Origin of the sequence: Streptomyces uncialis (assembly GCF_001905345.1) — a bacterium.
In the GTDB taxonomy this organism is placed as follows: domain Bacteria; phylum Actinomycetota; class Actinomycetes; order Streptomycetales; family Streptomycetaceae; genus Streptomyces; species Streptomyces uncialis.
In genome coordinates this window covers 1,962,598-1,975,277 of sequence record NZ_LFBV01000001.1, presented here as the reverse complement: position 1 = coordinate 1,975,277, position 12,680 = coordinate 1,962,598, and the positions used below count along the sequence as shown (strand labels likewise).

The window sequence follows — 12,680 nt, the reverse complement described above, 5'->3', positions numbered from 1 at the left end:
GCGCGGCTCCGCGCGGCGTCAGACGGCCAGCGGCAGACTCAGCTCGAAGAGCGCGCCGCCCGCCGGACAGTCCCGGACGGTCAGCGTCCCCCCGTGCCTGCGTGCCACGTCCCGCGCGATCGCCAGCCCCAGCCCGGCCCCGCCGTCGTCACGGCTACGCGCGTCGTCCAGCCGGACGAACCGCTCGAAGATCCGGTCCCGCTCCCCGGCCGGCACCCCGCTCCCGTCGTCCCCGACGGCCAGCACCGCCTCGCCGTCGCGCACCCGCACCGACACCGACACCGCGCCCTCGGCGTGCCGCTGCGCGTTGTCCACGAGATTGCCCAGAACCCGCGCCAACTGCCCACGGGAACCGGCCACTTCCGCGTGCGCCAGCTCCTGGCCGACCGGCACCCGGTCCCCCACCCGCTGCGACAGCTCCTCCCGGACCAGCGCGGCCAGGTCCAGCCGGGCGTCCCCCGGCCGCTCCCCCGCGTCCAGCCGGGCCAGCAGCAGCAGATCGGCCGCGAGCTGCTGAAGCCGTACGGTGTCCGCGACCGCGCCCTCCAGATCCAGCAACTCGGGATGCGCGGCGCCCACTTCCAGCTGGGTGCGCAGCGAGGCGATCGGGCTGCGCAGCTCGTGCGAGGCATCCGCGACGAACCGCCGCTGCCGCTCCACGGACTCCTCCAGCGCGGCCAGGGTGACATTGGTGGTGCGGGCGAGCCGCGCCACCTCGTCGTGCGTACCCGGTACGGGCACCCTGCGCCGCAGGTCCTCGGACGCGGTGATCGCGGCCATCTCCCGCCGGATGCCCTCGACGGGCCGCATGGCCCGCCGGGTCACCAGCCAGGTCACCCCGGACACCACCCCGAGCAGCAGCGGGAAACCGATGAGCATCGCGGTGGTGGTCGTACCGACGGCGCTGCGCTCGGCGGACAGCGGGGCGCCCGCGTACACCCGCAGCTCACCCTTGCCGGGCGCGTCGACGCCGACCCGGGCGAAGCGGTACTCGGTGGAGTCGCCGTTCACGGTCGCCGAGCCGTCGGAGTACGCGACGTCCTCGGAGATGTCACCGGGGTCCCGCGCGTTCTCGTCGTCGGCGTCGTCCGCGTCGTCGTCCTGATCGTTGCCGTCCGGCTGATCGTTGCCGTCCGGGCCGTTGCCGTCACCGGAGTCACCGTCCCCGTCGCCGTCCCCGGTGGGTGAGGCGGAGGGTCCCGGCTTCGGGCGCACCTCGTCGGACGCGGTCCCGCTGATCCGTTCCAGGCCCTCGCTGGCGGCCACGACCCGGCCCTGGGCGTCGAGCACCTGGACGGGGCTGTCCTCGCCCTCGGGCAGGTCCAGCCCGCCGTACGCGACGCCGGAGGCGAGCCGGGACGCGACCCGGTTCGCGGTGGACTCGGCCTGGGTGCCGGCCTGCTCGGTGAGGCTGATGCGCAGCGCGAGGAGCACCGCCGTACCGGCGGCGACCAGCGCCACCGCGACGACCAGGGTGGCCCCCAGGGTCGCCTGCGCGCGGACCGATCCGAAGAGCCGCCTCATCGGCCGCCCTCCAGCCGGTACCCGGCGCCGCGCACGGTCCGGATACGCGACGCCCCCAGCTTGCGCCGCAGCGCGCTCACGTACACCTCGACGATGTTCGGGTCGCCGTCGTACGCGAAGTCCCATACGTGTTCGAGGATCTCGCTCTTGGAGACGACCTCGCCGGAGCGCAGCAGCAGTTGTTCGAGGACCGCGAACTCCTTCGCGGTGAGCGGCACTTCCTCCTCGCCGCGCAGCACACGGTGGGCCGCGGTGTCCACCGTGAGATCACCGAGGACATGCACCGGGGAGCCGCCGACCCGCCCGCGCCGGCGCAGCAGCGCCTTCACCCGGGCGACCAGCACGACGTACGAGAACGGCTTGGTGAGGTAGTCGTCGGCGCCGGTGTCCAGGCCCTCGGCCTCGTCGTACTCGCCGTCCTTCGCGGTCAGCATCAGGATCGGTACGTCGTGCCCGGCGGCGCGCAGCGCGGCACAGACCCGGTAGCCGTTCATCCCCGGCAGCATGATGTCGAGGACGACGAGGTCGTAGTCGCCCTCGCTCGCGCGGTGCAGGCCCTCCAGACCGTCGTGCACGACGTCCACGGCGTATCCCTCGGCGGTGAGTCCCCTGGCCAGGGACAGGGCCAGCCGCTTCTCGTCCTCCACGATCAAAAGGCGCATGGGACCAGCGTCCCAAACGGAACCTGAAGATGCCTTCAGGCTGCTTCAGCGTCGCTTCAGCAAGGTTCCCCCAGATTGGTGTCCACAGTCACCACCGGCTCCGGACCAGGGAGAGAAACCATGAAGCGCAAGATCGTGATCGCGACGGCCGCCGCGGCTCTGCTCGTCGGCGGGGGCACGGCCACCGCGTTCGCCGTGGTGGGCGGCGACGGCGACGGCGACCGTGGCGTCCACAAGTCGAGCGTGGAACTGAAGGGCGACGACCGCGACGACGCCGACGACCGGGACGACGACAAGAACGAGCGCGACGACCGGGACGACCGTGCCGATGACCGTGCCGACGGCAAGGACGATGCCGACGACCGCGCCGCCGCCCCGACCGGGGTGAAGGTCACCGCCGCGGAGGCGATCGCCACGGCGCTGAAGGAGCGGTCCGGGACCGTCGTGTCGGTCGACCTGGACGAGGACGACTCCAAGGTGGCCTGGGACGTCGAGATCATCGGCGCCGACCGCAACGTCCACAACGTGACCGTGGACCCGGGCAACGGCAAGGTGCTCGGCTCGTACGCCGAGAAGGACGACGACGACCGCGACGACGTGAAGCGGGACCTGGCGGCGCTGAAGGGTGCGCAGGTCAACGCGCAGGACGCGGTGCGGGCCGCCGCGGCGTACGGGACCGTGACGTCGCTGGACCTCGACGACGACGGTTCCGGTGCGTGGGACGCGGAGACGCGGGCCTCCGGCAAGGCGGCGGACTGGACGGTGTCCCTCACCTCGGCGAAGGTGGCTCCCGCCGCGGCCGACACCGACGACGACTCGGACTCCGACGACTCCGACGACTGACCCGCCCCCCGGCACACACACTCCCCCCGGCTTCCCCGTGGCCTTCCCCCGGCCCACCCGGAACCCGGGGGGTCCCCTTTTGCCGGGGACCCTTCGCGCCCGCCTCTGAGGTTCGCCGAGCTGGGCGTACTCGTCCCTGTGCGGGTCGGACGGGGGTGCGCAGTTCCCCGCGCCCCTGGATGCTGCCCCTTGAGGTCGTTCGCCGGGTGCGGGTCCGCCCTCGTCTTTTGCGCAGTTCCCCGCGCCCCTTTGGGGGCGCCCACCTGGGGCTGTCGTCAGTCTGCGGGCTGTCAGCAACCGGGGCCGGGGTTCAAACCCCCTTCCTCGCGCAGTCGCCGGACTACGTAAGGGGGTGGGCGGGAATCTCTGCCCGCAGACTCCGATGCTCTTCAGTCGGGCAAGGGGAGCGTCCGACCGAGCGCGTTGGAGCGAGGACGGAGAATCCCGACCGGCCCCGACCCGAAGAACAAGCAGAACGCGCCCCAAAGGGGCGCGGGGAACTGCGCGAAAACGACGAACGACGGCACAGGGACAAGCGCGTCCCGCCGGACAGACCTGGGAAGCGCAAGCAAAGGCGACCCGCGGGGAACTGCGCACCCCACGAACGACGGCACAGGAACGAAGTACGCCCAGCCGGACAGACCCAGAACGACCCCCACAGGGACAATTGCGTCCCGCCGGACAGGGCCCTCACCCGGAGGCCAGCGCCCGCGTCACCTCGTCCGCCGCCGCGTAGGCATCGAGCTCGCCCGCCAGGACCCGCTCCGCGAGCGAGAGAACCCGCACCCGCTGCCCCCCGTGCACATCCGCGAGCCGCTCCCGCAGCGCCGTGACCGCGATCACCTCGATCTCCTTCGCGGCCCGCTCCCGCCGCCGGTCGACCAGCACCCCCCGCTCGTCCATCCACCCCTTGTGCTTCTCCAGGGCCGCGACGACCTCGTCGATCCCCTCCCCCCGGGACGCGACGGTCCGCACGATCGGCGGACGCCAGTCCCCGGGCCGCCGGGCCTCCCCGAGCCCGAGCATGTGGTTCAGCTCCCGGGCCGTCGCGTCCGCCCCGTCCCGGTCGGCCTTGTTCACCACGTACACGTCACCGATCTCCAGGATGCCCGCCTTCGCGGCCTGGATACCGTCGCCCATCCCGGGCGCGAGCAGCACCACACTGGTGTCGGCCTGCGCGGCGATCTCGACCTCGGACTGGCCGACCCCGACGGTCTCCACCAGGATCACGTCGCACCCGGCGGCGTCCAGTACCCGGATCGCCTGCGGCGCGGCCCAGGCGAGGCCCCCGAGATGCCCGCGGGTCGCCATCGACCGGATGTAGACCCCGGCGTCGGACGCGTGGTCCGACATCCGGACCCGGTCCCCGAGCAGCGCCCCGCCGGAGAACGGCGAGGACGGGTCGACCGCGAGCACCCCCACCCGCCGGCCCTGCCGCCGGTACGCGCCGACCAGCGCGGAGGTGGTGGTGGACTTGCCGACCCCGGGCGGCCCGGTGAGCCCGATGACGTACGCGTTGCCGGTCAGCGGCGCCAGCGCGGCCATCACCTCACGCAGCTGGGGTGACGCCCCCTCGACCAGCGAGATCAGCCGGGCGACGGCCCGGGGCCGCCCTTCCCGCGCCTGTGCCACCAGCGAGGAGACGTCCTGCTTCACGCTTCACGGTTCCCTTCGTGGGACGACGGGTACACGCCGTACCCGCGGTCATAGGCGTACGACGCCAGGGTCACAGGTACGGCCACCGCACCCGGACCCACGCGCCGCGGCGCCGCCGTGTCAGTCCTTCGGCACCCGGACGATCAGGGCGTCGCCCTGGCCGCCGCCACCGCACAGCGCCGCCGCGCCGACCCCGCCGCCGCGCCGCTTCAGCTCCAGCGCGAGATGGAGGACGAGCCGGGCGCCGGACATCCCGATCGGGTGACCGAGGGCGATCGCGCCGCCGTTGACGTTGACCTTGTCGGACGTCACGCCCAGGTCCTTCATCGACTGGTGCGCGACGGCGGCGAACGCCTCGTTGATCTCGATGAGGTCGAGGTCCGCGACGGCGACGCCCTCCTTGCGTACGGCGTCCAGGATGGCGTTCGACGGCTGGGAGTGGAGGGAGTTGTCGGGTCCGGCGACATTGCCGTGGGCGCCGATCTCGGCGATCCACTCCAGGCCGAGCTCCAGCGCCCTGGCCTTGCTCATCACGACGACGGCGGCGGCGCCGTCGGAGATCGGCGAGGAGGACCCGGCGGTGATCGTGCCGTCCTTCGCGAAGGCCGGGCGCAGCTTGCCCAGCGACTCAGGGGTGGAGTCGCCGCGGATGCCCTCGTCCTCGCCGACCACCACGGGCTCACCGCGCCGCTGCGGTACCTCGACGGGCGTGATCTCGGCCGCGAAGAGCCCGTTCTTCTGGGCGGCGGCGGCCCGCTGGTGCGACTGCGCGGCGATGACGTCCTGCTCGGCGCGGCCGATACCGAGGCGGGTGTTGTGCTTCTCGGTGGACTCGCCCATGGCGATGCCCTCGAACGGGTCGGTCAGTCCGTCGTGCGCCATCGAGTCGAGCATCCCGATCGCGCCGTACTTGAAGCCCTCACGCGACTTGGACAGCAGATGCGGGGCGTTGGTCATGGACTCCTGGCCGCCCGCGACGATCACGTCGAACTCACCCGCACGGATCAGCTGGTCCGCGAGCGCGATCGCGTCGAGCCCGGAGAGACACACCTTGTTGACGGTGAGGGCGGGCACGCTCATCGGGATGCCCGCGTTGACGGCCGCCTGCCGGGCGGGGATCTGGCCGGCCCCGGCCTGGAGCACCTGGCCCATGATCACGTACTGCACCTGGTCGCCGCCGATCCCGGCCCGGTCCAGCGCGGCCTTGATGGCGAAACCTCCCAGGTCGGCGCCCGAGAAGGACTTCAGGGAGCCGAGCAGCCGTCCCATGGGCGTCCGCGCACCGGCGACGATCACTGAGGTGGTACCGGTCGTTCCAGTCATGACGGGCGATCCCCTTTCAGCAAGCTGCTGAGGAGTGAACGAGGGTTTACCTCAAATGTACTGAGCGGTGCCGCCCGGGGTCATCGCCCGGTCGGTGTGATCGCGCGCACGTTGCGTAACCGGGGGGCCGGGGTTGCACTGGGGGGATGCTGACGCGTATCGACCACATCGGGATCGCCTGCTTCGACCTCGACCGGACCGTCGAGTTCTACCGTGCCACGTACGGGTTCGAGGTCCACCACTCCGAGGTCAACGAGGAGCAGGGGGTCCGCGAGGCCATGCTGAGGATCAACACCACGGGGGACGGCGGGGCGTCGTACCTCCAGCTCCTCCAGCCGATCCGGGAGGACTCGCCGGTGGGCAAGTGGCTCGCGAAGAACGGCGAGGGGGTGCATCACATCGCGTTCGGGACCGCGGATGTGGACGGGGACGCGGCGGAGATCCGCGGGAAGGGGGTGCGGGTGCTGTACGACGAGCCTCGTCGGGGGTCGATGGGGTCCCGGATCACGTTCCTTCATCCGAAGGACTGCCACGGGGTTCTGACCGAACTGGTCACGTCGGCCGAGTGAGCCCCTGAGGTCCGTCCGGCTGGGCGTACTTCGTTCCCGCACAGGTCGTCCGTGGGGTGCGCAGTTCCCCGCGCCCCTTTGGGGCGCGTCCGGCCGGTTCTTCGGGTCGGTGCCGGTCGGGATTCTCCGTCCTCGCTCCAACGCGCTCGGTCGGACATCCCTCTTGCCCGACTGAAGAGCATCGGAGTCTGCGGGCAGAGATTCCCGCCCACCCCCTCCCGCAGCCATGCGACTGCACGAGGAGGATGCCGAAAAGCAACAGCAAGTGGCTGAGGCGCCCCCAAAGGGGCGCGGGGAACTGCGCAAAAACGAGGGCGGACCCGCACCCGACGAACGACCGCAAGGGGGCAGCATCCAGGGGCGCGGGGAACTGCGCACCCCCGGAGTACCCGCACAGGGACAAGTACGCCCACCCGGACAGACCTCGGGGTGGGGCCGGGGTGGAACACTTTCGGGGATCTCTTGTGGGGGAATGCCGGGGGGCGGGAACCGGACGGACCGGGGGGTCGGGCGGGGGTCGGAGGGGGCGGGGTACGGGCGGGGCGGGCGGGTGGGACTTCGCACGTGTCAGCCCGGCGCGCGGGGCGGCGCCACCCCGTGGGAGGGACCCGTTCCGGCCGGGCGGCGGCGACAACCCCCCTGCCGGGGCAGGAAAAGGTGGTCGGCCAGGCCAACGGGGAGACGGGGGCCGGTAGGGTTGTGTGCGGCCGCCCGTATGCCGGACGGTCATGGCCGGGGTCCAGGTGTCGAAGGGCGTGCGTCGGGGCGGCAGTCCGGACCCCGCTGTTGATCTGACACCATTCCCCGGGGCGCCGTTCGGGCGGATGACCGGTGCTCGTTGGAGAGTTTTGCGACCAGGGGACGGATGGGACCGCGCAGTGCGGGGCTACGAACGCCAGGAGCGAGAGCGGGCTGACGTCGACCACCTCTCTCGGTTCGAGGCCGAGATGGAGCGGCTGAAGACCGAGCGGGAGAAGGCCGTTCAGCACGCCGAGGACCGCGGCTATCAGGTCGAGGTGCTGCGTGCGAAGCTGCACGAGGCACGTCGGTCCCTCGCGACGCGCCCCGCCTACGACGGCGGGGACCTCGGCTACCAGGCCGAGCAGATGCTGCGCAACGCCCAGATCCAGGCGGAACAGCTGCGCGCCGACGCGGAACGCGAGCTGCGTGACGTCCGCGCCCAGACCCAGCGCATCCGGCAGGAGCACGCGGAGCAGCAGTCCCGGCTCCAGTCGGAGCTGCACGCCGAGGCCGTCTCGCGCCGTCAGCAGCTGGACCAGGAGCTGTCGGAGCGCCGGGCGACCGTCGAGTCGCACGTCAACGAGAACGTCGCGTGGGCCGAGCAGTTGCGGGCCCGTACCGAGTCGCAGGCCCGCAGGCTGCTCGACGAGTCCCGCGCGGAGGCCGAGCAGGCGCTCGCGGCCGCCCGCGGCGAGGCCCAGCGGGTCGCGGACGAGGCACGTCAGCGGGTGGGCGCCGAGGCGGAGAGCGCCCGCGCCGAGGCCGAGGCGCTGATGCGCCGGGCCCGTGCCGACGCCGAACGGCTGCTGAACGCCGCGTCCGCGCAGGCCCAGGAGGCCGCCGACCACGCGGAGCAGCTGCGCAGCAGCAGTACCGCCGAGTCCGACGAGGCACGCCGGCAGGCGACCGAGCTGGCGCGGACCGCCGAGGAGCGGATGTCGCAGGCCACCGACGCGCTGCGGGAGGCGCGCGCGGAGGCCGAGAAGGTCCTCGACGAGGCCAAGGAAGCGGCGTCCAAGCGGCTCGCGACCGCCGAGTCGGCGAACGAGCAGCGCACCCGTACCGCCAAGGAGCAGGTCGCCCGGCTGGTCGGTGAGGCCACCAAGGAGGCCGAGGCCAGCAAGGCGGAGGCCGGGCAGATCGTCGACGACGCGAAGGCCGAGGCGGAGAAGCTCGTCGCGGAGGCCGCGGAGAAGGCCAGGACGGTCACCGCCGAGGAGACCGCGTCGCAGCTGGGGAAGGCGGCCCGGACCGCCGAGGAGGTCCTGGACAAGGCGGCGGCGGACGCGAAGGCCACCACCAAGGCGGCCACCGAGGAGGCCGAGCGGGTCCGCCGGGAGGCCGAGGCGGAGGCGGAGCGGCTGCGGGGCGAGGCCAGTGACATCGCCGAGGAGCTCAAGGGCGCCGCCAAGGACGACACCAAGGAGTACCGGGCCAGGACGGTCGAGCTCCAGGAGGAGGCGCGCAGGCTGCGCGGCGAGGCCGAGCAGCTGCGGGCCGACGCGGTCGCCGAGGGCGAGCGCATCCGGGGCGAGGCGCGCCGGGAGGCGGTCCAGCAGATCGAGGAGGCGGCCCGGACCGCCGAGGAGCTGCTGGCCAAGTCGAAGGCCGACGCGGACGAGTTGCGGGGCACCGCGCAGACGGAGAGCGAGCGGGTCCGTACCGAGGCCATCGAGCGGGCGACGGCGCTGCGCAAGCAGGCCGAGGAGACGCTGGAGCGCACCCGGGGCGAGGCCGAACGGCACCGTGCGGAGGCCGAGGAGCGGGCCGCGGAGCAGATCGCGGCGGCCGAGGAGTCGGCCCGGGAGCTGCGCGAGGAGGCCGAGCGGGCGATCGCGGCCAAGCGTGCCGAGGCCGACACGGAGGTGGCCCGGCTGCGGGCCGGCGCCGAGGAGCGGCTGGCGGGTGCCGAGGAGTCGTTGAAGGACGCCCGTACGGCGGCCGACCGGATGCGCAAGGAGGCCGCCGAGGAGGCGGACCGGGTGCGCGCGGAGGCCGCCGAGCGGGTCCGTACGCTCCAGTCGCAGGCCACGGCGGAGGCGGACCGGCTGCGTGACGAGGCCGCGGCCGACGCGTCGCAGTCCCGTGCGGAGGGTGAGAACGTCGCGGTCCGGCTGCGGTCGGAGGCCGCCGCCGAGGCGGAGCGGCTGAAGTCGGAGGCGCAGGACACCGCCGACCGGGTGCGCGCGGAAGCCGCCGCGGCGGCCGAGCGGGTCGCCACGGAGGCCGCCGAGGAGCTGGCCGCCGCCCGTACGGAGGCGGACCGGCGTCGCCGGGAGGCCGAGGAGCTGCTGGGTTCCGCTCGCGAGGAGGCCGGTCAGGAGCGGCAGCGGGCCAGGGAGCAGAGCGAGGAGCTGCTGGCGTCGGCGCGGGTCCGGGTGGACGAGGCGCAGGCGGAGGCGGCCCGGCTGGTCGAGGAGGCGGACCGGCGGGCCACCGAGCTGGTGACCGGCGCGGAGCAGACGGCGCAGTCCGTCCGGGACTCGGTCGCCGGGCTCCAGGAGCAGGCCCAGGAGGAGATCGCGGGGCTGCGCAGCACCGCCGAGCATGTGGCGGAGCGCACCCGTACGGAGGCGCAGGGCGAGGCCGACCGGGTGCGCGCGGACGCGTACGCCGAGCGGGAGCGGGCCGGGGAGGACGCGGCCCGGGTGCGCCGTGAGGCCCGGGAGGAGACCGAGGCGGCGAAGGCGCTCGCGGAGCGGACGGTCACCGACGCGATCGCCGAGGCCGACCGGACCCGGAAGGACGCGGACGAGCACGCCCAGCGGGCCCGTACCGAGGCGTCGGACACGATCGCGACGGCCGAGCAGAACGCCGCGCAGGCCCGTGCCGAGGCCCGGGAGGACGCGAACCGTATCCGTTCGGACGCCGCGGGCCAGGCCGACGGGCTCGTCGGTGAGGCGACCCGGGAGGCGGAGCGGCTGCGGTCGGAGACCGTGGAACAGGCCGAGCTCCTGCGGACGGAGACGGCGCGCAAGGCCGAGGCGCTGCGCACGGAGACGGAGCGGCAGGCGGAGCTGCTGCGTACGGAGACCGCCGAGCAGGCGGAGCGGGTGCGCGCGGAGGCCGTGGCGAAGGCGGAGCGGCTGATCGCGGACGCGTCCGGGGACGCCGAGCGGCTGCGGGCGCAGGCGGCGGAGGCCGTCGGTTCGGCGCGTCAGCACGCGGAGCGGACCCGTACGGAGGCCGAGCGGGTGCGTACCGAGGCGCGGACGGAGGCCGAGCAGGTGCTCGCCCAGGCCCGTGCTTCGGCGGAGCGGACGATGGACGAGGCTCGCAAGGACGCCAACAAGCGGCGTTCGGAGGCGGCGGAGCAGGTCGACGCGCTCATCACGGAGGCCGTGTCGGAGGCCGACAAGCTGGGCAACGACTCTCAGGCGAAGGCCCGTGAGACGACGGCGGAGGCCGAGAAGCAGGCCGACACGATGGTCGGCGCGGCCCGTACGGAGGCCGACCGGCTGGTCGCGGAGGCCACCGTCGAGGGCAACACCCGGGTGGAGCGGGCCCGTACGGACGCGGACGAGCTGCTGGTCGGCGCGCGCCGCGACGCGACGGCGATCCGGGAGCGCACCGAGGAGCTGCGGGAGCGGATCACCGGTGAGGTCGAGGAGCTGCACGAGCGGGCGCGGCGGGAGTCGGCGGAGGCCATGCGGACCGCGGGCGAGCGCTGCGACGCGCTGGTGAAGGCCGCCGAGGAGCAGCTGACCGAGGCTCAGGCGAAGGCCGAGAAGCTGGTGTCGGACGCGAACTCGGAGGCGAGCCGGGTGCGGATCTCCGCGGTCAAGAAGGCCGAGGGTCTGCTGAAGGAGGCCGAGACGAAGACGGCCGGGCTGGTCCGTGAGGCGGAGCGCGTCAAGGCGGAGGCCGAGCAGGAGGCCGAGCGCACGGTGGACGAGGGGCGTCGTGAGCTCGATGTGCTGGTCCGCCGCCGGCAGGACATCAACGCGGAGATCTCGCGGGTGCAGGACGTGCTGGAGGCGTTGGAGTCCTTCGAGGCTCCGCCGGCTGGGAAACCCGCGGCGGGCGGTGGGGCCGGTGTCAAGGCCGGCGCGGCGTCCGGCGGCACCCGTTCGGGTGGCAAATCGTCAGAGGGCTAGCCAGAATGGCCCTGTTCGTGGTTTAAGAAGGCCTCTGTCCGTCCGTGTGTCTGCCCCGGGCAGCGCGCGGGTCCGCAGCCACCCAAAAGGGGTGTCATTCTCCAGATCAAACCTGTATCCGCTCGATGACACGCCGTTCCGCCCCCTAGGATTCCCCCGATCACCTCACCGGTCTCATTCGACAGGAACCCCATGAGCGACACTTCCCCCTACGGCTTCGAGCTTGTGCGGCGTGGGTACGACCGCGCTCAGGTGGACGAACGAATCTCGAAGCTCGTCTCCGATCGCGACAGTGCCCTGACCCGGATCACCGCGCTGGAGAAGCGGATCGAGGAACTTCACCTCGAAACGCAGAACGCCCAGGCGCAGGTCAGCGATGCCGAGCCGTCCTATGCCGGGCTCGGCGCGCGCGTCGAGAAGATCCTCCGCCTCGCCGAGGAGGAGGCGAAGGACCTGCGCGAGGAGGCCCGTCGCGCTTCCGAGCAGCACCGCGAGCTCGCCGAGTCGGCCGCCCAGCAGGTGCGCAACGACGCCGAGACGTTCGCCGCCGACCGCAAGGCCAAGTCCGAGGACGAGGGTCTTCGGATCGTCGAGAAGGCCAAGGGCGAGGCGTCCACGCTGCGTGCCGAGGCCCAGAAGGACGCGCAGTCCAAGCGTGAGGAGGCCGACGCCCTCTTCGAGGAGACCCGTGCGAAGGCCGCCCAGGCCGCCGCGGACTTCGAGACGAACCTCGCCAAGCGCCGGGAGCAGTCGGAGCGGGACCTGGCGTCGCGTCAGGCCAAGGCCGAGAAGCGTCTCGCGGAGATCGAGCACCGCGCCGAGCAGCTGCGTCTGGAGGCGGAGAAGCTGCGGACCGACGCGGAGCGCCGCGCCCGGCAGACCGTGGAGACGGCGCAGCGCCAGGCCGAGGACATCGTGGCCGACGCGAACGCCAAGGCGGACCGCATCCGCAGCGAGTCCGAGCGGGAGCTCGCCGCGCTCACCAACCGGCGTGACTCCATCAACGCGCAGCTCACCAATGTGCGCGAGATGCTCGCGACCCTCACGGGTGCCGCGGTCGCCGCGGCCGCCTCGCCCGTCGAGGACGAGCCGATCTCGCGTGGTGTCCCCGCCCAGCAGGGCCGGTAGTCACCTACGCCCTCCCTCGGGCGGTTCGGCCGGTGTGCCCGGTACGGCTTCGTCGCCGTGCCGGGCACCGCCATGTCCGGGCCTGCTGACGGGACGGCAGCCAGACGACAGCCGGACGGGCGCCGGGCGGCGCGCGG

At 73.1% G+C, this 12,680-nt stretch carries 8 protein-coding genes; 4 read left to right on the top strand and 4 right to left on the bottom strand.

Annotation, left to right across the window (positions count from 1 at the left end):
• Positions 1-18: 18 nt before the first annotated feature.
• Entirely contained in the window at positions 19-1,524 is a 1,506-nt protein-coding gene (locus AB852_RS08455; RefSeq protein ID WP_073785036.1) for a sensor histidine kinase, read from the bottom strand.
• Entirely contained in the window at positions 1,521-2,186 is a 666-nt protein-coding gene (locus tag AB852_RS08450; RefSeq protein ID WP_073785034.1) for a response regulator transcription factor, read from the bottom strand. Before AB852_RS08450 ends, AB852_RS08455 begins: the two co-directional genes overlap by 4 nt.
• A 120-nt stretch (positions 2,187-2,306) precedes the next feature.
• Here AB852_RS08450 and AB852_RS08445 point away from each other — a divergent pair, with 120 nt between their 5' ends.
• Positions 2,307-3,029: a PepSY domain-containing protein gene (locus tag AB852_RS08445; RefSeq protein WP_073785032.1), complete on the top strand. Its 723-nt coding sequence runs from the start codon at positions 2,307-2,309 to the stop codon at positions 3,027-3,029.
• Positions 3,030-3,719: 690 nt separating this feature from the next.
• Here the strand turns inward: AB852_RS08445 and meaB are convergent.
• Both meaB and AB852_RS08435 read right to left on the bottom strand, forming a co-directional pair.
• Positions 3,720-4,685 (bottom strand): methylmalonyl Co-A mutase-associated GTPase MeaB, encoded by a 966-nt coding sequence (gene meaB, locus AB852_RS08440; protein WP_073785030.1) that lies wholly within the window; start codon positions 4,683-4,685, stop codon positions 3,720-3,722.
• A 120-nt stretch (positions 4,686-4,805) separates the two neighbouring features.
• Positions 4,806-6,008: an acetyl-CoA C-acetyltransferase gene (locus AB852_RS08435; RefSeq protein WP_073785028.1), complete on the bottom strand. Its 1,203-nt coding sequence runs from the start codon at positions 6,006-6,008 to the stop codon at positions 4,806-4,808.
• 146 nt (positions 6,009-6,154) lie between these two features.
• Here AB852_RS08435 and mce point away from each other — a divergent pair, with 146 nt between their 5' ends.
• From mce to AB852_RS08420, 3 genes are all read left to right on the top strand, one after another.
• On the top strand, positions 6,155-6,577 hold the full coding sequence (mce, locus tag AB852_RS08430) for a methylmalonyl-CoA epimerase (RefSeq protein ID WP_073785026.1): 423 nt from the start codon (positions 6,155-6,157) through the stop codon (positions 6,575-6,577).
• A gap of 878 nt (positions 6,578-7,455) precedes the next feature.
• The gene (gene scy, locus AB852_RS08425) at positions 7,456-11,415 is read left to right on the top strand and encodes a polarized growth protein Scy (RefSeq protein WP_073785024.1); all 3,960 of its coding nucleotides are present in this window, start codon (positions 7,456-7,458) and stop codon (positions 11,413-11,415) included.
• Positions 11,416-11,607: 192 nt separating this feature from the next.
• Entirely contained in the window at positions 11,608-12,543 is a 936-nt protein-coding gene (locus AB852_RS08420; RefSeq protein ID WP_073785022.1) for a coiled-coil domain-containing protein, read from the top strand.
• Positions 12,544-12,680: the final 137 nt, after the last annotated feature.